Source organism: Enterobacter chuandaensis (genome assembly GCF_039718975.1).
Taxonomy (GTDB): Bacteria; Pseudomonadota; Gammaproteobacteria; order Enterobacterales; family Enterobacteriaceae; genus Enterobacter; species Enterobacter chuandaensis.
On sequence record NZ_CP097173.1, the window covers coordinates 2,755,206 to 2,774,680 of the forward strand.

Here is a 19,475-nt window from a genome sequence, read left to right on the forward strand (position 1 = left end):
ATTCGTTTACACTGCGCTTTCTAAGCATGTTCCAGGGAAATGATTATGTTGAGATTTTTAAACCAGTGCTCACGCGGTCGCGGAGCGTGGTTGTTGATGGCCCTGACCGCCTTTGCGCTGGAAATGGTTGCGCTGTGGTTCCAGCACGTGATGGGACTCAAACCCTGCGTGCTCTGTATCTACGAGCGTTGCGCGCTGTTTGGCATTATGGGTGCAGGCCTGGTGGGCGCGATTGCCCCAAAAACGCCGTTGCGCTATGTGGGTATTGCTATCTGGCTGTACAGCGCCTGGAAAGGGATTGAGCTTTCCTGGCAGCACACCATGATGCAGCTGCATCCGTCACCGTTCATGACCTGTGATTTCGCCGCCCGCTTCCCGAGCTGGCTGCCGCTGGATAAGTGGCTGCCGCAGGTGTTTGTCGCATCCGGTGACTGCTCCGTTCGTCAGTGGGAATTCCTGACGCTGGAGATGCCGCAGTGGCTGGTGGGCATTTTTGTGGCCTACTTCGTCGTGGCACTGCTGGTCCTGATTGCTCAGCCGTTTAAGCCGAAGAAGCGCGATTTGTTCGGAAGGTAAAAGCAAAAACCCGCTCCGGCGGGTTTTTTATTATCACCGATTAGGGTGATTCATGATGTGATCTTCCCAGTCCCGTACCTCAGACTCTTTCACCGCAATGTGACGCACCGAGATACGCTCACCGTGCATCGCTGCCTTTGAGCCCGTCAGCAGCGGATGCCAGTTCGGCAGATCTTTTCCTTCCGCCAGCAGGCGATACGCGCAGGTGTGCGGCAGCCATTCAAAGGTCGGCAGATTATCACGGGTTAATTTAATGCAGTCCGGCTCAAATTCAAACCGGCGCTCATAGTTGCGGCACTGGCAGGTTTTGATGTTCAGCTGCTTGCAGGCGACGTTGGTGAAATAGATTTCGTCCGTATCTTCATCCATCAGCTTGTGCAGGCAGCACTGGCCGCAGCCATCGCACAAGGATTCCCATTCCGCGTCGGTCATGTCGTCGAGAGTTTTGCTTTGCCAGAAAGGGATGTCGTTCATCAGGATGTCCACACGTCAAAAGAAAGCGCACCTTATAACGAGTCTGGCACGTTGTTGCAAGTTTTGCCGCCCTCTTCAGGCGGCAAGATGGGGTTACAGCACGCGGGTTTTTAGCGACAGGCCGTTAAAACCGACCTCCAGTTCATCGCCGCTGGCGAGCGGGCCCACGCCTTCCGGCGTGCCGGTGAGGATCACATCGCCCGGTTTCAGGGTGAAGAAACGGCTCATGTAGGCGATCAGCGGGACGATTTTGTGGATCATATCAGCGGTAGTCCCCTGCTGGCGCATCTCGCCGTTAACCTTCAGGCTGAGCGGCGTGTTCTGCGGATCGTGAGTAAATTCACCTACCGGAACAAAGCCAGAAATCGGGCACGCGTTATCAAAGCCTTTGGCTTTTTCCCACGGCTGCCCCGCTTTCTTCATTTTGCTCTGCACGTCACGCAGAGTCAGATCCAGCGCCACGCCGTAGCCGGCAATCGCTTTCTCGACATGCTCTTCGGAGGCCTGACGGAGCGTTGCGCCGATCAGCACGGCAAGCTCCACTTCGTGATGCACCGACCCCAACCCCTGCGGAAGCGCCAGCGGCTGGCGGATATCGCAAAGCGCCGTCTCGGGTTTAATAAACAGGACCGGCTCTTCTGGCGTTGCGCTACCCATCTCCTGAATATGTTTTGCATAGTTGCTGCCCACGCAGACCACTTTGCTGACGGGATAATCCAGTAATGCACCTTGCCAGTTATGATGTTGATACATGCTCGACCCCTAATCGGTTGATGTGTTATGCCCGAAAACAGCTGAGACTATTTTTTCCCGGTCGCCTCAAGATGCTGTTTTAATAAATTCTCAGGCGGCGGTGGAAGCTGTAAATAATAGCCCTGCTCGGCTAACGCCGTTTTCACTTTTTCCAGATCGGCGTTCACCAGTTTTTTACGGCCATCCAGCGGCAGCAGCATTGCCAGCTGTGGTCGGCCAAAGTTCTTCATTAATTCTTCCGGCACGCGTGAAAAATCGTCTTTCTTTTCGACATAAAGATAGGTCTGGTCACGGCTTGTACTTCTGTAGATCACACAAAACATGTTTTTACTCTGAATTAATGGGTGGTTGCTTGCCTCAATATACTCCTGACTATAACATGCCTGATACTCTTCGGAATATCGCAGCGAATGGTTGCGGTTAATAGCAAATTGAGTAAGGCCAGGATGTCAAACACGCCCATCGAGCTTAAAGGCAGTAGCTTCACCTTATCAGTGGTACATTTGCATGATGCAAAACCCGAGGTTATTCGTCAGGCGTTAGAAGACAAAATCGCCCAGGCTCCCGCCTTTCTGAAACACGCCCCTGTTGTCATCAACGTCAGCGGTCTCGAGGCGCCGGTTAACTGGAAACTTCTCCAGCAGGCGGTCTCCTCCACCGGGCTGCGTATCGTCGGCATCAGCGGCTGCAAAGATACCGGGCTAAAAGCAGAAATCGACCGTGCGGGGCTGCCGCTGCTTAATGAAGGCAAAGAAAAAGCCCCACGTGCAGCACCCGCTGCCGTGCCAACGCCCCCTCCTGCGGTGCAAAACGTTACCGCTATCACAAAAACGCGAATGATTGATGTACCGGTTCGTTCCGGTCAGCGCATTTATGCACCAAACTGTGATCTGATTGTTACAAGCCACGTCAGCGCTGGCGCAGAGCTTATTGCAGATGGCAATATTCACGTTTACGGTATGATGCGTGGGCGTGCGCTTGCGGGCGCAAGTGGCGATCGGGACGCGCAAATATTTTGTACTCACCTGACGGCGGAGCTGGTGTCCATCGCAGGTGAATATTGGCTGAGCGACAAGATCCCAGCTGAATTTTATGGCAAAGCGGCTCGCCTGCTTCTGGCAGACGACGCGTTGACCGTTCAACCGTTGAATTGATCCCTTTTTAACAAGGAATTTCTATGGCACGCATTATTGTTGTTACTTCGGGTAAAGGAGGCGTTGGCAAGACCACCTCCAGCGCGGCCATCGCTACTGGTTTGGCCCAGAAGGGAAAGAAAACCGTCGTTATCGACTTCGATATCGGTCTGCGTAACCTCGACCTCATCATGGGATGTGAGCGTCGCGTCGTATATGACTTCGTAAACGTCATTCAGGGCGATGCCACGCTGAACCAGGCGCTGATTAAAGACAAGCGCACCGAGAACCTCTTCATTCTTCCGGCTTCGCAGACGCGTGACAAAGACGCCCTGACCCGTGAAGGCGTGGAAAAGGTGCTCGACGAGCTGAAAAAAATGGAGTTCGACTTCATCGTCTGCGACTCCCCTGCCGGCATCGAGACCGGTGCCCTGATGGCGCTCTACTTTGCTGATGAAGCGATCATCACCACCAACCCGGAAGTCTCCTCCGTGCGTGACTCCGACCGTATTCTCGGTATTCTGGCCTCGAAATCCCGCCGTGCGGAAAATGGCCAGGATCCGATCAAAGAGCACCTGCTGCTGACCCGCTATAACCCGGGTCGCGTAAACAAAGGTGACATGCTGAGCATGGAAGACGTGCTGGAGATCCTGCGCATTAAACTGGTTGGCGTTATCCCGGAAGACCAGTCCGTGTTACGCGCCTCTAACCAGGGCGAGCCCGTGATCCTTGATACAACGGCAGATGCAGGTAAAGCTTACGCCGATACCGTTGACCGTCTGCTGGGAGAAGAACGTCCTTTCCGCTTCATTGAAGAAGAGAAGAAAGGTTTCCTCAAACGCCTGTTCGGAGGATAAGTTATGGCATTACTGGACTTTTTTCTCTCGCGGAAAAAAAGCACCGCCAACATCGCAAAAGAACGCCTGCAAATCATCGTTGCGGAGCGTCGTCGTAGCGACGCCGAGCCTCACTACCTGCCGCAGCTGCGCAAGGACATTCTCGAGGTGATCTGTAAGTACGTGCAGATTGACCCGGAGATGGTCACCGTACAGCTGGAACAAAAAGACGGGGATATTTCGATTCTGGAGCTGAACGTAACGCTTCCGGAAGCGGAAGAGTCGCGTTAATTCGGTTGTGGTTTTGTAGGCCGGGCAAGCGTCGCGCCGCCCGGCAATTTCCCCGGTGGCGCTTCGCTTACCGGGGCTACTCTGCTTTAGCGTGGATATGACGCCAACAACGTATTCAGGCGATCGGCCATCAATACCCCGCGCCAGCCCGCCATCAGCTCCGGCACGCCATTCTGCGGTTTCAACTTCCAGTGCCAGTTCAGCAGCTGGTTAATTTGTCTGCGTGACGCCAGCAGTTCAGCGCTCAGCTTGCTTTCCGTTGCGACATCCCCTACCAGTGCTTTGATATCCTTAAACGCTTTGCGGTAGCCCGGCATATCCATCAGATTCAGCAGCGGCTCAGGCAGGGCATCCTCCGGCAGCGCCTGCGCTTTAGCGACCAGCGCCAGCAGGGTTTTACCGTGGAAACGGATCTCGCTGCCGGAAAGCCCGATGCTGTCCAGTTCGCCAAGGCTACCCGGCATATAGCGCGCGACCGCCCAGAGATGCTCTTCACGCACCACAAAGTTAACGGCCAGATCGCGCTCGCGCGCTTTGCGCAGGCGCCAGTCCGCCAGCAGCTGCAGGCAGGCCAGCTGACGCGTGCGAAGCTGCCAGGCGTTGGTGATATCACGCCAGGCGTCTTTCGGGTCGACCACTTCCTGACGACGCTGCTGCGTCATGCGACACTCGTCCAGCGCGGCAGACAGCCAGCCAGAGGCTTCCGCCTCTTTCATCAGCTGTCCGGCAATCGGCAGCAGGTAAAACACATCTGCCGCCGCGTATTCCAGCTGACGCTCGGTAAGCGGGCGCGCCAGCCAGTCGGTACGGGATTCGCTTTTGTCCAGCGTCAGGCCCGTATACTCCTCCACCATAGCGGCAAAGCCCCACGACAGCGGACGACCGCTGAATGCCGCGAGGATCTGCGTATCAATCAGCGGCTGCGGCATGATGCCAAAGATATTCAAAAAGACTTCCAGATCTTCACTGCCCGCGTGCAGGTATTTCGTTACCGCAGTATCGAGCAACAGGTCACGCATCGGCGTCCAGTCGGTAATGCCGAGCGGGTCGATCAGCGAGACGTGCTTACCGTCGTACATCTGAATCAAACCCAGCTGCGGATAGTACGTCCGGGTACGGACAAACTCGGTATCCAGGGCAATGGCGGGAAAGTCGCGCGTCACTTCGCACAGCGAAGCCAGCTCGTCGTTGGTGGTGATCATCTGGTAATTCAAATCGGATTCTCTTTTGTTTGCGCCCATAAAAAACGCCGGCTTAACCGGCGTCTGGGCGATTAACGTGAAGCTCAGGCCTTATTGTCTACTTTGGCACGGGCTTCGTCACGTAATTCTCGTCGTAATATCTTCCCGACGTTGGATTTCGGCAGCTCATCGCGGAATTCAACCAGCTTCGGCACTTTATAGCCCGTCAGCTGACGGCGACAAAACGTTATCAGCGCATCCTCAGTGAGAGAAGGATCTTTCTTGACCACAAATATCTTCACCGCTTCACCGCTGCTGCCGGAAGGAACCCCCACCGCCGCCACTTCGAGTACGCCACTGTGCTGCATCACCACGTCTTCGATTTCGTTCGGATAGACGTTGAAGCCGGACACCAGGATCATATCTTTTTTGCGATCGACGATGCGCAGGAAGCCTTCGTCATCCATCACCGCAATATCACCGGTGTGCAGCCAGCCGTCTTTAATGATTTCGTCAGTCGCATCGGGACGCTGCCAGTAACCCAGCATTACTTGCGGCCCTCTGACGCACAGCTCGCCCGGCTCGCCGTGAGGCACTTCGTTATCCTCATCATCCACCAGTTTTGCTTCCGTCGACGGGACCGGCAGACCGATGCTGCCGCTGTGGTAGTCGATGTCATGCGGGTTGACGCTGACCAACGGGGCACATTCCGTCAGGCCATAGCCTTCCAGCAGATATTGTCCGGTAAGCTTCACCCAGCGCTCGGCCACCGCCTGCTGGACCGGCATGCCGCCGCCCGCGGAGAGGTGCAGCGTGGAGAAATCCAGCTGCTGGAACTCTTTGTTATTGAGCAGGGCGTTAAACAGGGTATTCACCCCGGTCATGGCGGTGAACGGGTACTTTGCCAGCTCTTTCACCAGCCCCGGAATATCTCGCGGGTTGGTGATCAATACGTTTTGCCCGCCCAGCTCGATAAACAGCAGGCAGTTCATGGTCAGCGCGAAAATGTGATACAGCGGCAGCGCGGTGATCACCAGCTCTTTACCCGGATGCAGCAGCGGGCCGTAGGTCGCATTGACTTGTTCGAGGTTCGCCAGCATGTTGCGGTGGGTCAGCATCGCCCCTTTCGCAACGCCGGTGGTGCCGCCAGTGTATTGCAGGAAGGCCAGGTCTTCAGAGACCACTTCCGGTTTGACGTACTGCATGCGATAGCCCGCATGCAGCGCGCGGCGGAAGGAGATGGCATCCGGCAGATGGTATTTAGGTACCAGACGTTTGACGTATTTAACGACAAAGTTAACCAGCGTCCCTTTGGCGGTGGAAAGCTGATCGCCCATGCGCGTCAGGATGACGTGCTTCACCTGAGTCTTGTCGACCACCTTTTCCAGCGTGTGGGCAAAGTTGGAAACAATGACAATCGCCACCGCGCCGCTGTCGTTCAGCTGATGTTCCAGCTCGCGCGGCGTGTAAAGCGGGTTGACGTTGACGACAATCATCCCGGCACGAAGGATGCCGAACAATGCCACCGGGTATTGCAGCAGGTTCGGCATCATCAACGCGACGCGATCCCCTTTTTGCAGCCCCAGCCCTTCCTGCAGATAAGCCGCAAACGCCCGGCTACGTTCCTCAAGCTTACGGAACGTCATCACCTCGCCCATATTCACAAACGCGGGCTGATCTGCGTAACGTCTTACCGAGTGCTCAAATAATTCCACCAGGGATTGATAACGGTCAGGATTGATCTCCGCAGGCACATCTGCGGGATAACGGTTAAGCCAAACCTTTTGCAATGCATCACCTCTGAAATGAGTGTTCGTCGTCATCACAGCCCCGATAATAAACAGTTTGTTAACATTATATTAACTCAGCGTACCAGTTTATTAATTGTTCAGATTGCAGGTTGCGAAGCGCGTCACTCTTTTTTTTCGTTTTATCCGTAAAAAAACAGAGACAGCGGCTGAGCCGCTGTCTCTTTCCTAATAATAACAGTAAGTTACTCAGTTACGATCGTTTGAACCTGCGCAGGGCCCGGATTATACCAGCCCCATCCCGGATAACCGTAACGATAAGGATGTGGACCCCACATCCACGGATCGATTGGCTGAGGCGGCATCACCACCTGCTGGGCGATACGCCAGCGCTTATAGCCGTTCACCTGCATGGTCATAAACTTGTACGGCGTGTTGCCGATTTTGCCCTGCACCGAACCGGTGATCGGCCCGACAACGGTGACCAGCTGTCCGCGAAAATCGACCGGGTCGAGGAAGCCACTAACGTCGGCATAGATGCGCCCGCGAGAGGCTTCACCGAGTACGGGGCGCGCGCCGCCGTCGAGCGGTACCGTGGCAATCTCCAGACGGGTTTTCCCCTGCTGGTTCTGCACTTCTATCACTTTCCCACCGAAGCGCGCTTCCTGGCCGATGTAAAGCTCGGGCGCGTTCATCACCCGAACCAGATCCTGCTGTGGCGTCGGGCTGCTGCCCTTGATCGCATCAGGTACGGTTACGCAACCGCTCAGTGCTATGGCAACCGCGCCTGCCATAAAAAGACGTACTACTTTAGTTTGAACCGCCATGATGCGACTCCTTTTTCTCAGTTCCTGTTACTGAGATTCACTCTCGGCCCGGAAGTTTCTTCCATGCGACGGTGTTTCGCAAATAAACCGGCTCCGCCTGTTCAACGGCAACGGTTTTTCCTGCTGCAAGCAGCTGACGGGCAATCGGGAGCATATCTTCCGCCGCAGGCAGGAGCATGTTGCCGTCCACCAGCGTCACGCCGGTGCCGCTCGCCATCTCCGGCCACGCCGCCCAGCCCGTGCCGACCGTCGCCCACTCGCCGGACAGCTGCTTCAGGCGTTCAGTAACGGCTTCAGGCTTAAGCACCGCTTCCGTCTCTTCACCCTGCCAGACGCCGTTTTCGTCACGGGTATATTCCGCCCAGTAGACTTCCCCCATGCGGGCATCAATAGCGGCCAGCACGCGGGTCGCGCCCGTCATGCGCCAGGCTCCCTGCGCCATAGTGGCAAGCGTAGAGACGCCGATCATCGGCAGGTCAGCGCCCAGCGCCAGCCCCTGCGCAATGCCAATCCCAATACGTACGCCCGTAAAGCTGCCAGGGCCGCGGCCAAAGGCCAGCGCGTCGAGGTCGGTCAGGGCGGTGTTGCCCTCGGTTAAAATGGCTTTCACCAGGGGCAGAATACGCTGGGTGTGTTCCCGTGGACACTCTTCGAAATGAGCAGAAACAGCACCGTCGTTTAACAGAGCGACAGAACAAGCCTCTGTCGCGGTATCAATAGCCAGAATTCGCATCAGTCGTCGCGCTCTCGCAAGGGTCAGTCACAAAATGGCGCGCATCTTAGCACACTCCGGGGCAAATTACTCCGCCGTTGGGTTCGCCAGGAAACGCACCGCGCGTTTAATGTCCCGCGTACGCGGGGCCGGCGGCAGGCTGGCGAGGAAGGTTGCGCCGTAAGGACGCATGACCAGCCGGTTATCGCAGATCACCAGCACGCCGCGATCGGTGACGTCACGGATCAGGCGCCCTACCCCTTGCTTAAGGGTAATCACCGCGTCCGGCAGCTGAACCTCGTCAAACGGATCGCCTCCGCGCAGACGACAGTCCTCCATCCGCGCCTTGAGCAGCGGGTCATCCGGGGAGGTAAACGGCAGCTTGTCGATGATGACCAGCGAGAGCGTATCGCCTCGCACGTCCACCCCTTCCCAGAAGCTGCTGGTCGCCACCAGCAGGGCATTACCGGCGCTGACAAACTGCTGGAGCAGTTGCCCTTTACTGGTTTCCCCCTGCAACAGCACCGGCAGGGTCATGGTGGCGCGGAACTGCTCGGCGAGGTCGCGCATCATGGCGTGTGAGGTGCAGAGCATAAAACAGCGGCCGTTGTTGGCCTCAATCATCGGCTTGAGCATCGCGGCGAGATGCCGTGCCGCGCCCGGCTGATTCGGCAGCGGGAGATTACGCGGCACGCAGAGCAGCGCCTGCTTTTCGTAATCAAACGGGCTCGGCAGGAGGAGTGATTCCGCCTGTTCAATGCCGAGGCGCTCGGTAAAGTGGTGCAGATCGTCATTTACCGACAGGGTTGCGGAAGTGAAGATCCAGCTTCCCGGCTTCTGCGCCATCACCTCTTTGAATTTATCGGCCACCGTCAGCGGCGTGAGCGCCAGGGTGAAGTGGCGGGAAGTGCATTCGTACCAGTAGCTGTAGCCCGGCTGGTTGATCTCCTTTAGCCGTTTCAGCCGCCCGCGATAGAGCGTGGCGCGCTCGAAGGCGGCGTCAAGCAGCGCGGAGCGTCCGAGGGACAGCTTCGCCACGTCGTAACAGAGCTCAAGCGCATCATCGAGCAGCAGCAGCGCGCGCTGGATATTTTTATCCGCCAGCAGTTCGCGCAGGTTGCCGCGATAGCCCGGCTCGCCAAGCTGCAGGCGGAAATCCTGCGCGCTTTGCGCCAGCCGGTCAGCGCACTTCTGCAGCTGCTGGGTATCTTTGAGTTCGGTACGGTAGGCAATGGTGAAATCTTTCGCCAGATCCTGAAGCTGGCGGCTTGAAAGCGACTGGCCGAAATACTGGCTGGCGATATCCGGGAGCTGATGGGCTTCATCGAAGATCATCACCTCCGCTTCGGGGATCAGTTCACCAAAACCGCTGTCCTTAACCACCATATCCGCGAGGAACAGATGGTGGTTCACTACCACCACGTCTGCATCCATCGCCGTTTTTCGCGCTTTCACCACAAAGCAGTCTTTATACAGCGGGCAGTCGCTGCCGAGGCAGTTGTCGTTGGTGCTGGTCACCAGTGGCCAGGCCGGGGAGTCTTCCGGCACGCTCGCGCAGGTGCTGATGTCCCCCTCTTCCGTCTGGTTGGCCCAGGCGCGAAGAATAATGACGTCGCTCAGGGTTTGTACCGGCAGGTCGCCACCCGCCAGCGCCTGCTGTTCGAGTCGCTCCAGGCAAAGGTAGTTAGAACGCCCTTTCAGCAGCGCCAGGCGACCTTTGTATTTCAACGCTTTCGCCACCGTCGGCAAGTCCCGGCTGTAGAGCTGGTCCTGAAGCGCCTTTGACCCCGTGGAGATAATAACCTTCTTTTTCGCCCTCAGTGCGGGCGCAAGGTAAGCGTAGGTTTTCCCCGTTCCGGTTCCGGCCTCCACCACCAGCGGTTGCGCCTTTTCGATAGCGTGCGCGACGGCGTGCGCCATCTGACGCTGGGGTTCGCGCGGTTTAAAACCGGGAATAGCCTGTGCTAACTGACCTTCAGGGGAAAAATCGTCTGCCACGTTGCTCTCTCACTGTATTTTTGCACAGGGATTATGTCAGTCCATCCTCTCCTGTGCCACCCCAAATAGTGACGACGGCGGAACAATATGGCAGTCTTGCCGCCTGACGACGAAATATAACGAGGATACGTTTATGACAATTGTGCGCATTGATGCCGAAGCCCGCTGGTCTGATGTGGTGATCCATAACCAGACGCTGTACTACACCGGTGTACCGTCAAATCTGGACGCGGATGCGTTCGAACAGACGGCGAATACCCTGGCGCAGATTGATGCCGTGCTGGAAAAACAGGGCAGCGATAAATCCCGCATTCTGGATGCGACCATTTTCCTGGCAAATAAAGACGATTTCGCGGCGATGAATAAAGCCTGGGATGCGTGGGTGGTGGCGGGTCACGCGCCTGTACGCTGCACCGTACAGGCCACGCTGATGAAACCGGAGTATAAGGTAGAGATCAAGATTATCGCGGCGGTTTAAGCCCGTTACTCTTCATCTTCATCCTCAAAACGCGCCACGATCCGCTCGCCGGTATGGGTGGCGCGCAGCTCCTCCGCCACCTGGGAAATCGCCTGTCCGCTGCTCATCCCCTGGGACATCAGCTCCTGGATACGTTCAACGGCTTTCTGCTGTTGGTCATGGCTGAGAGAAGGTAAACCTGCAAACATCGTCAACTCCTGCTAAATTATCCGCGCTAATTATTTCACGCTGCCCGGTAGTATGCCATACATGAACATGCGCTTCCCCACTGTTATTACCTTACCCTGGCGCGCTGACGCCGCTGAGTTCTGGTTTGCTCGTCTGAGCCATCTTCCCTTTGCGATGTTGTTGCACTCCGGCCATGCGGATCACCCCTACAGCCGCTTCGATATTCTGGTGGCCGATCCGCTAAAAACGCTGACCACCGATGACCTTGCGTTCTCGGACGATCCGCTGATGCAGCTACAGCAGGAAATCCACGCGCTGGGCTTATCCGCTACCCCAACCCCGGACCTGCCCTTCCAGGGCGGCGCGCTGGGCCTGTTTGGCTACGATTTGGGCCGCCGCTTCGAGACGCTGCCCGAGCATGCGCAGGCTGATATTTCCCTGCCGGACATGGCCGTGGGGCTGTACGACTGGGCGTTGATTGTGGACCATCAGAAAAAAACGGTCTCCCTGCTGAGCCATGGTGACGTGCAGGCGCGTCTGGCCTGGCTTGAGGCGCAACAGCCTGCCTCAACTGAGACGTTTGCCCTGACCTCCGGCTGGCGCTCAAATATGAGTGCGATGGAATACGCGGAAAAATTCGCGCGCGTTCAGGCCTATCTGCAAAGCGGTGACTGCTATCAGGTCAACCTTGCCCAGCGTTTCCAGGCAGAATATCAGGGAGACGAGTGGCAGGCCTTTACCCGCCTGAATGCCAGCAATAAGGCGCCGTTCAGCGCGTTCGTACGTCTGGAACAGGGGGCCGTCCTCAGCCTGTCGCCGGAGCGTTTTATCCATCTGGCGGAAGGTACGATTCAGACCCGCCCGATTAAAGGCACACTACCGCGCCTTGCCGATCCGGACGCCGACCGCCAGCAGGCGGAGAAACTCGCCGCCTCACCGAAAGATCGCGCCGAAAACCTGATGATCGTCGACCTGATGCGTAACGATATTGGCCGCGTCGCCGAACCAGGCAGCGTGCGCGTGCCGGAACTGTTCGTCGTCGAACCGTTCCCGGCGGTACATCACCTTGTCAGCACCATCACCGCGCGCCTGCCCGCCTCACGCACCGCCTGCGATCTGCTGCGCGCCGCCTTCCCGGGCGGCTCCATCACCGGCGCGCCAAAAATTCGCGCTATGGAAATCATCGACGAACTGGAACCGCACCGCCGCAGTGCCTGGTGCGGCAGCATCGGCTATATCAGCCTGTGCGGTACCATGGATACCAGCATCACCATTCGCACGCTGACGGCCTGCGACGGCAACCTTTACTGTTCTGCGGGCGGCGGCATTGTGGCGGACAGCCAGGTCGAGGCGGAATACCAGGAAACCTTTGATAAGGTGAACCGCATCCTGAAACAACTGGAGAACTAACGGTGGAGAAAGAGAACCTGACGCTGGATGATTTTCTGTCGCGCTTTCAGCTGCTGCGGCCGCAGGTCAACCGCGCCACGCTGAATCAGCGTCAGGCGGCGGTGCTGATCCCGGTGGTGCGCCGGGAACAGCCGGGCCTGCTGCTTACGCAGCGCTCGCCGCATATGCGAAAACACGCCGGTCAGGTTGCTTTTCCCGGAGGCGCGGTGGACAGCACCGATGCGTCGCTGATTGCCGCCGCGCTGCGGGAAGCGCAGGAAGAGGTGGCGATCCCCCCTGACGCGGTGGAAGTCATCGGCGTGCTGCCGCCCGTCGACAGCGTGACCGGTTTTCAGGTCACGCCTGTGGTCGGTATTATTCCCCCCGGCCTGCAGTATCACGCCAGCGTCGATGAAGTCTCAGCGGTGTTTGAGATGCCGCTCGAAGAGGCGCTCCGGCTAAGCCGCTATCATCCGCTGGATATCCATCGCCGGGGGCATGACCATCGGGTCTGGTTGTCCTGGTATCAGCATTATTTTGTCTGGGGCATGACGGCGGGCATCATTCGTGAACTGGCGCTGCAAATCGGCCTGAAGCCTTGACTATACTTTACATTCCACCCTTTTCTGGCAGGTTTGCGATCCGTGTCGCGCTATTAGCAAAACCCATCGTTAACCATTAGTTTAATTCATGTGAATAGTTAAGCCGAGGTCAGTGTTCCCTCTTACACTATGCGCAGTTATTACATCGTTACTGGAACCCCGGTAACCCTGTCAGGAGTGTGAAAGTGATTAGTATATTCGACATGTTCAAAGTGGGGATTGGTCCATCTTCTTCCCACACTGTAGGGCCGATGAAGGCCGGTAAACAGTTCGTCGATGATCTGGTCGAAAAAGGATTACTGGAAAGCGTTACCCGTGTTGCCGTGGACGTCTACGGCTCGCTGTCATTAACGGGTAAAGGCCACCACACCGATATCGCCATTATTATGGGTCTGGCAGGCAACATGCCGGACACTGTTGATATTGATGCCATTCCGGCATTTATCCGCGACGTGGAAACGCGCGGACGCCTGCTGCTGGCTAACGGTCAGCAGGAAGTGGATTTCCCGCAGGATGACGGGATGCGTTTTCGTAGCGACAACCTGCCGCTGCATGAAAACGGCATGACCATTCACGCCTGGAGCGGTGAAAAAGAGATCTACAGCAAAACCTACTACTCCATCGGTGGTGGCTTCATCGTTGATGAAGAGCATTTTGGTAAAGAGAGCGCGGGCGATGTGAATGTGCCCTATCCGTTCAAATCGGCTACCGAAATGCTGGGCTACTGCAAAGAGACCGGCCTGTCGCTGTCCGGCATGTTGATGCAGAACGAACTGGCGCTGCACAGCAAAAAAGAGATCGAAGACTATTTTGCCAACGTGTGGCAAACCATGCGCGCCTGTATTGACCGTGGGATGAACACCGAAGGCGTTCTGCCGGGGCCGCTGCGCGTACCGCGTCGTGCCTCTGCCCTGCGCCGTATGCTGGTGACCACCGATAAGTTCTCCAACGACCCGATGAACGTGGTTGACTGGGTCAACATGTTTGCCCTTGCGGTTAACGAAGAGAACGCTGCGGGGGGTCGCGTTGTGACGGCGCCAACTAACGGTGCCTGCGGCATCGTTCCGGCGGTGCTGGCCTACTACGATCACTTTATTGAGCCTGTGACGCCGGACATCTACATCCGTTATTTCCTCGCGGCTGGTGCCATCGGTGCGCTGTACAAGATGAACGCGTCCATCTCCGGTGCGGAAGTGGGCTGTCAGGGTGAAGTGGGCGTGGCCTGCTCCATGGCTGCGGCCGGCCTGGCGGAACTGCTGGGCGCAAGCCCTGAGCAGGTCTGTGTGGCGGCGGAAATCGGTATGGAGCATAACCTCGGTCTGACCTGCGACCCGGTTGCCGGTCAGGTGCAGGTGCCGTGCATTGAGCGTAACGCTATTGCGTCCGTTAAAGCGATCAACGCCTCACGCATGGCGATGCGCCGTACCAGCGAACCTCGCGTGTCGCTGGATAAGGTTATCGAAACCATGTATGAGACCGGCAAAGACATGAACGCGAAGTACCGTGAGACCTCGCGCGGCGGTCTGGCCATTAAGGTGCAGTGCGACTAATCCTCTCATTCGCCCATCTGCAACGGATGGGCGAATTTCCCTCTTCTTTCTCGTCTCCTTCTGCTTTCCCCACTACACTTTCACTGTTGCGTCCGGCTTTTGGGGCTGGTGGCTTAGCAGGCGACCGTTCATGCAAACTGCACAAACGATCATTAAAAACTATCGCCGTAAACGCGTTATCGTCTGTGTGACGATTGCGCTCCTCACGCTCATCCTGACGTTAGGCGCTCGCTTTGTTTCGCAGCGCAATGTCAACCAGCAGCGCGTTCTCGACTTCACCAGCCATGCCGTTCGCTCTCTCGATAACCTGCTGCTCTCTTTAGAAAAAAACCGCAACGCGTTGCAGCAGCTGGTGGGGCAGCCCTGCTCCCGGGCGCATTTGTCCCTGCGAAAGCAGGCCGCCGTTTTGCAGACGGTACGCTCTGTTGCTCTGGTTAAAGACGGTGTCCTGTATTGTTCCAGTATTTTTGGCAGCCGTAATGTTCCCATTCATGATCTCCTTCAGGAATTACCTGCCAGCACGCCGAAGCTGATTTTATCGACCGATCGGTGGCTGGTGAAGGGCGGCCCAATTCTGGTCCAGTGGAACCCGGTCTCCCCGAGCGGCACAGATGGCGTGATCGAAATCGTTAATATTGATTTGATTACCAGAATGATACTGGAGCCCGAGCGTCCGCTTATCCATGACGTGGCGCTGTCCGTGGGCGATCGCTTTCTGCGCTACGGTCAACGCGTCACCGACAGCCTGGCTTTTGCTGAAGATGGCTCGCTCGTCCGGCAGTCATCAACCCGCCATCCCTTCTCCATCACAGTTAGCGGGCCTGGTCCCGGCGAAGTAGCCTTAAAGAGCCTGCCGGCACAGCTGCCGCTGGGACTGATGCTGAGCCTGCTGCTGGGCTATCTCGCCTGGCTGGCCACAGCGAACCGCATGAGCTTCACCTGGGAAATCGATATGGGTATTGCGGAAAGGGAATTTGAGCTTTTCTGTCAGCCGCTGGTGAATGCCCGAACTCAGACGTGCATCGGGGTCGAAATTCTGCTGCGCTGGAATAACCCGCGCCAGGGGTGGATCTCCCCGGACGTGTTTATCCCTCTGGCCGAAGAACATAACCTGATTGTTCCCCTCACCCGGTATGTCATCGCCGAAACGGTACGCCAGATAGGCTATTTCCCCTCCAGCGCCGGTTTTCACATCGGCATTAATATTGCCGCCAGCCATTTCCGGCGCGCGGTCTTATTACAGGACCTCAACCGCTACTGGTTTAGCGCAAACCCGCGCCAGCAGCTGGTGATTGAATTAACGGAACGGGACGCGCTGCTGGATGTGGACTACCGCATCGTGCGCGAGCTGCATCGCAAAGGGGTGAAGCTCGCCATTGACGATTTTGGCACCGGGAACAGCTCGCTCTCCTGGCTTGAAAAGCTGCATCCGGATGTACTGAAAATCGATCGGTCATTTACCACCGCAATTGGTACCGACGCCGTGAACTCAACGGTGACGGATATCATTATTGCTTTGGGTCAGCGCCTGAATATCGAACTGGTGGCGGAAGGGGTCGAGACGGATGAACAGGCGCGGTATTTACGTCGTCACGGCGTGCCGGTTCTGCAGGGATATTTCTATGCGCGACCAATGCCGCTGCGGGATTTTCCACAATGGCTGGCGGAGAGTACTCCCCCGCCAGCGCGTCATAACGGGCACATCGTGCCCTTAATGCCGCTGCGTTAAGCGGACTTATTCATCTTCGTCGTGGAAAGACTGTTCTTTAACAATGCGGACCAGATCAACGCGGTAGTCGTTAGCTTCAACGATGGTGATGTGCAGCGGTGGTAGCTCGATCACATCCCCCACGCGCGGGATCTGACCGTTAACGGCGATAACCAGACCCGCTACGGTCGCGATGTCTTCTTCGTCGTTAATCACATTTTCCAGCCCCAGCGTATGCGAGAGCGCGTGCAGGTCGGTCGCACCTTTAACCAGCCAGCCTTCGCCGTCGGCCACAATCTCAGGCGTTTCATCCTCGTCCGGGAATTCACCGGCAATCGCTTCCAGCACGTCCAGCGGCGTCACCAGACCCTGTACCACACCAAACTCGTTGGTGACGATAACAAAGCTCCCGCGCGCGCGGCGCAGCACGCCCAGCAGGTTGATCGGATCTAACGTTTCCGGCACCACAATCGCCGGTGACGCGGCGGCGATAGCCTCGACGTTGACGCCCTCTTCCAGGGCCACCAGCATCTCTTTCGCCCGCACGACGCCGATGATTTCATCCAGCTCACCGCGGCATACCGGGAACAGGCTGTGCGGTGAAGAGAGCAACTGCTGACGAATTTCGTCAACGCTCAGGTTCGCATCGACCCAGCTGATTTCCCCGCGCGGCGTCATGATCCCACGCAGCGAACGGGAGGCCAGGGAGAGCACGCCGTTAATCATGTAGCGCTCTTCTTCCACAAACGCCCCTTCCGGGACCGGCACCGGGTTACGGTTTTCGGAATCAGACTGGACGTTCACCTGGCGACGACCGCCCATCAGGCGCAGAATGGCATCTGCGGTACGGGCGCGCAGCGGCAGATTTGACTGCTGCTTAATAAAGTTACGACGCGCAATCTGGTTGAACAGCTCGATAATGATCGAGAAGCCAATCGCAGCGTACAGGTAGCCTTTCGGAATATGGAAGCCGAAACCTTCCGCCACCAGGCTCAGGCCAATCATCAGCAGGAAGCTCAGGCAGAGCACAACCACCGTCGGATGCTGGTTGACGAAGCGCGTCAGCGGTTTTGAGGCCAGCAGCATTACCGCCATCGCAATCACGACAGCCGCCATCATCACCGGCAGGTGGTTCACCATACCGACCGCGGTAATCACCGCATCCAGCGAGAAGACCGCATCCAGCACCACGATCTGCAGCACTACCACCCAGAAGCTGGCATAGCCCTTACCGTGACCATCATCATGCTGCCGGTTCTCCAGCCGTTCATGTAGCTCTGTTGTCGCTTTGAACAGCAGGAATATCCCCCCGATCAGCATGATCAAATCACGGCCGGAGAAGGTGTAGTCCATGACGGAGAAGAGCGGTTTGGTCAGCGTGACCATCCAGGAAATCACAGACAGCAAGCCCAGTCGCATGATCAACGCCAGCGACAGACCAATCAGACGCGCTTTATCACGCTGTTTTGGCGGCAGCTTATCCGCAAGGATGGCAATAAACACCAGGTTATCAATGCCGAGAACGATCTCCAGCACCACCAGCGTAAGCAATCCCACCCAGATTGACGGGTCCATTAAGAATTCCATGACAAGCTCCTGCTAAAGGAATGACAAAACGGTGCCCCACTCAACGTGGGCAAATAAGAGGCATACAGAGTCGATACGTGGCGTGGTTCGCCGGTGAAGAAGGCGCGGAATGGCCTGTTAGATGACTGACGTCGGTGACGGTCCATATAGTGGGCTGTAGCCCTATACTCCTGAACAAGTAAACGGAGGCTAAACATATCAGAGACAATAGCTTTTACGCAAAGATTTACGTTCTTTTGCAAAAACGCAATAAGACTAAATTTGTGTTGAGAATTTGCTCGATCGGGAAAGCTAAATTACGGATCTTCATCACATAAATTATTTTTTCACTGTCTAAAATAATTCGCGGAAGTCTTAGATTTTTGAACTCTAACCCTTATCTGAATCGATTCGGTTCGCCAATACGATTCTCAGTACGTCTGCCCGGCAGGCGTATTAATGATAATAAAAGGAGGTAGCAAGTGACCATTGCTATTGTCATAGGCACACATGGTTGGGCTGCTGAGCAGCTACTCAAAACGGCAGAGATGCTGTTGGGCGAGCAGGAAAACGTCGGCTGGATCGATTTCGTTCCCGGTGAAAACGCCGAGACGCTGATTGACAAGTACAACGCTCAACTCGCGAAGCTGGATACCAGCAAAGGCGTGCTGTTTCTCGTTGATACATGGGGCGGCAGCCCGTTCAATGCTGCCAGCCGTATTGTCGTCGATAAAGAGCATTATGAAGTCGTCGCCGGGGTTAACATCCCTATGCTGGTGGAAACCTTCATGGCACGCGACGATAACCCGAGCTTCGATGAGCTGGTAGCACTGGCTGTTGAAACCGGTCGCGAGGGTGTGAAAGCACTGAAAGCGCAGCCGGTTGAGAAGCCAGCGCCTGTTGCAGCAGCGCCAAAAGCGGCGGCACCGGCGAAACCAATGGGGCCGAACGATTACATGGTAATCGGACTGGCGCGTATTGATGACCGTCTGATCCACGGACAGGTTGCGACGCGCTGGACCAAAGAGACCAACGTACAACGTATCATCGTGGTCAGTGACGAAGTCGCCGCCGACACTGTCCGTAAAACCCTTCTGACTCAGGTTGCACCACCGGGCGTAACCGCGCACGTCGTGGATGTCGCCAAGATGATCCGCGTTTATAACAACCCGAAATATGCGGGTGAGCGCGTGATGCTCCTGTTTACTAACCCAACAGACGTCGAGCGTATTGTTGAAGGCGGCGTGAAAATCACCTCGGTTAACATCGGTGGGATGGCTTTCCGTCAGGGCAAAACGCAGGTCAACAACGCGATTTCAGTCGATGCGAAAGATATCGAAGCATTCAACAAGCTGAATGCCCGCGGTATTGAACTGGAAGCCCGTAAGGTTTCCACAGACCAGAAACTGAAAATGATGGATTTGATCGGTAAAGTTGGGAAATAAGCCCGCGCCGGTTTTTCACATAAAGCTTATGTCATAGGAG

The 19,475-nt window shown here is 56.5% G+C and carries 21 protein-coding genes; 10 read left to right on the forward strand and 11 right to left on the reverse strand.

The genetic code is table 11. The features are described from left to right. Positions 1-45 precede the first annotated feature (45 nt). A complete protein-coding gene (dsbB, locus tag MX657_RS13395) occupies positions 46-576 on the forward strand; it encodes a disulfide bond formation protein DsbB (RefSeq protein ID WP_028013517.1) in 531 nt (176 codons plus the stop codon). A 33-nt stretch (positions 577-609) separates the two neighbouring features. On the opposite strand, the gene MX657_RS13400 is transcribed toward dsbB, so the two are convergent. The 3 genes from MX657_RS13400 to MX657_RS13410 all read right to left on the reverse strand — a co-directional run bounded on the left by MX657_RS13400 (position 610) and on the right by MX657_RS13410 (position 2,126). Beyond that, positions 610-1,050, reverse strand: a complete 441-nt coding sequence (locus MX657_RS13400; RefSeq protein ID WP_080329424.1) for a YcgN family cysteine cluster protein — start codon at positions 1,048-1,050, stop codon at positions 610-612. A gap of 93 nt (positions 1,051-1,143) precedes the next feature. After that, complete coding sequence (locus tag MX657_RS13405) at positions 1,144-1,803, reverse strand: fumarylacetoacetate hydrolase family protein (protein WP_346805966.1); 660 nt, start codon at positions 1,801-1,803, stop codon at positions 1,144-1,146. A 47-nt stretch (positions 1,804-1,850) separates the two neighbouring features. Beyond that, positions 1,851-2,126: a YcgL domain-containing protein gene (locus MX657_RS13410; RefSeq protein WP_023336061.1), complete on the reverse strand. Its 276-nt coding sequence runs from the start codon at positions 2,124-2,126 to the stop codon at positions 1,851-1,853. Between the two features lie 123 nt (positions 2,127-2,249). On the opposite strand from MX657_RS13410, the gene minC reads away from it, so the two are divergent. Genes minC through minE form a run of 3 tightly spaced genes read left to right on the forward strand, consistent with a single transcriptional unit; the run spans position 2,250 to position 4,063 of the window. Continuing rightward, a complete protein-coding gene (minC, locus tag MX657_RS13415) occupies positions 2,250-2,957 on the forward strand; it encodes a septum site-determining protein MinC (RefSeq protein WP_080329426.1) in 708 nt (235 codons plus the stop codon). A 23-nt stretch (positions 2,958-2,980) separates the two neighbouring features. Then, a complete protein-coding gene (gene minD, locus MX657_RS13420; RefSeq protein WP_028013522.1) occupies positions 2,981-3,793 on the forward strand; it encodes a septum site-determining protein MinD in 813 nt (270 codons plus the stop codon). A gap of 3 nt (positions 3,794-3,796) precedes the next feature. Then, on the forward strand, positions 3,797-4,063 hold the full coding sequence (gene minE, locus MX657_RS13425) for a cell division topological specificity factor MinE (RefSeq protein WP_003859937.1): 267 nt from the start codon (positions 3,797-3,799) through the stop codon (positions 4,061-4,063). Positions 4,064-4,149: 86 nt separating this feature from the next. Here minE and rnd read toward each other — a convergent pair whose 3' ends face one another. From rnd to MX657_RS13450, 5 genes are all read right to left on the reverse strand, one after another. Beyond that, a complete protein-coding gene (gene rnd / locus MX657_RS13430; RefSeq protein WP_346808557.1) occupies positions 4,150-5,277 on the reverse strand; it encodes a ribonuclease D in 1,128 nt (375 codons plus the stop codon). 71 nt (positions 5,278-5,348) lie between these two features. Then, positions 5,349-7,034, reverse strand: coding sequence for a long-chain-fatty-acid--CoA ligase FadD (gene fadD / locus MX657_RS13435; RefSeq protein WP_074164052.1), 1,686 nt, complete (start codon positions 7,032-7,034; stop codon positions 5,349-5,351). Between the two features lie 203 nt (positions 7,035-7,237). After that, on the reverse strand, positions 7,238-7,819 hold the full coding sequence (locus tag MX657_RS13440; RefSeq protein ID WP_346805967.1) for a Slp family lipoprotein: 582 nt from the start codon (positions 7,817-7,819) through the stop codon (positions 7,238-7,240). Between the two features lie 37 nt (positions 7,820-7,856). After that, positions 7,857-8,552 (reverse strand): tRNA (adenosine(37)-N6)-threonylcarbamoyltransferase complex dimerization subunit type 1 TsaB, encoded by a 696-nt coding sequence (gene tsaB / locus MX657_RS13445; RefSeq protein WP_346805968.1) that lies wholly within the window; start codon positions 8,550-8,552, stop codon positions 7,857-7,859. Between the two features lie 66 nt (positions 8,553-8,618). Further along, positions 8,619-10,529: an ATP-dependent DNA helicase gene (locus MX657_RS13450; RefSeq protein WP_080329431.1), complete on the reverse strand. Its 1,911-nt coding sequence runs from the start codon at positions 10,527-10,529 to the stop codon at positions 8,619-8,621. A 133-nt stretch (positions 10,530-10,662) separates the two neighbouring features. Between MX657_RS13450 and MX657_RS13455 the strand changes: the two genes are divergently transcribed. Further along, entirely contained in the window at positions 10,663-11,007 is a 345-nt protein-coding gene (locus tag MX657_RS13455) for a RidA family protein (RefSeq protein ID WP_028013528.1), read from the forward strand. Positions 11,008-11,012: 5 nt separating this feature from the next. Here MX657_RS13455 and MX657_RS13460 read toward each other — a convergent pair whose 3' ends face one another. Next, positions 11,013-11,195 (reverse strand): YoaH family protein, encoded by a 183-nt coding sequence (locus MX657_RS13460; protein ID WP_003859925.1) that lies wholly within the window; start codon positions 11,193-11,195, stop codon positions 11,013-11,015. Positions 11,196-11,256: 61 nt separating this feature from the next. Between MX657_RS13460 and pabB the strand changes: the two genes are divergently transcribed. The 4 genes from pabB to MX657_RS13480 all read left to right on the forward strand — a co-directional run bounded on the left by pabB (position 11,257) and on the right by MX657_RS13480 (position 16,445). Beyond that, positions 11,257-12,585, forward strand: coding sequence for an aminodeoxychorismate synthase component 1 (pabB, locus tag MX657_RS13465; protein WP_346808558.1), 1,329 nt, complete (start codon positions 11,257-11,259; stop codon positions 12,583-12,585). 2 nt (positions 12,586-12,587) lie between these two features. Next, on the forward strand, positions 12,588-13,166 hold the full coding sequence (locus MX657_RS13470) for a CoA pyrophosphatase (RefSeq protein WP_080329433.1): 579 nt from the start codon (positions 12,588-12,590) through the stop codon (positions 13,164-13,166). Between the two features lie 185 nt (positions 13,167-13,351). Continuing rightward, entirely contained in the window at positions 13,352-14,716 is a 1,365-nt protein-coding gene (gene sdaA, locus MX657_RS13475) for an L-serine ammonia-lyase (RefSeq protein ID WP_346805969.1), read from the forward strand. Between the two features lie 130 nt (positions 14,717-14,846). Beyond that, positions 14,847-16,445 carry an EAL domain-containing protein gene (locus MX657_RS13480; RefSeq protein WP_119915885.1) on the forward strand — a complete coding sequence of 533 codons (1,599 nt, stop codon included), beginning with the start codon at positions 14,847-14,849 and terminating at the stop codon, positions 16,443-16,445. Positions 16,446-16,451: 6 nt separating this feature from the next. Here MX657_RS13480 and yoaE read toward each other — a convergent pair whose 3' ends face one another. Both yoaE and MX657_RS23710 read right to left on the reverse strand, forming a co-directional pair. After that, positions 16,452-18,011 carry a CNNM family cation transport protein YoaE gene (gene yoaE, locus MX657_RS13485; RefSeq protein WP_119915886.1) on the reverse strand — a complete coding sequence of 520 codons (1,560 nt, stop codon included), beginning with the start codon at positions 18,009-18,011 and terminating at the stop codon, positions 16,452-16,454. After that, complete coding sequence (locus MX657_RS23710) at positions 17,999-18,208, reverse strand: protein YoaL (RefSeq protein ID WP_119915887.1); 210 nt, start codon at positions 18,206-18,208, stop codon at positions 17,999-18,001. The genes yoaE and MX657_RS23710 overlap by 13 nt, the downstream gene beginning before the upstream one ends. Positions 18,209-18,472: 264 nt before the next feature. Here MX657_RS23710 and manX point away from each other — a divergent pair, with 264 nt between their 5' ends. Further along, positions 18,473-19,435, forward strand: coding sequence for a PTS mannose transporter subunit IIAB (gene manX / locus MX657_RS13490; RefSeq protein WP_346805970.1), 963 nt, complete (start codon positions 18,473-18,475; stop codon positions 19,433-19,435). Positions 19,436-19,475 lie beyond the last annotated feature (40 nt).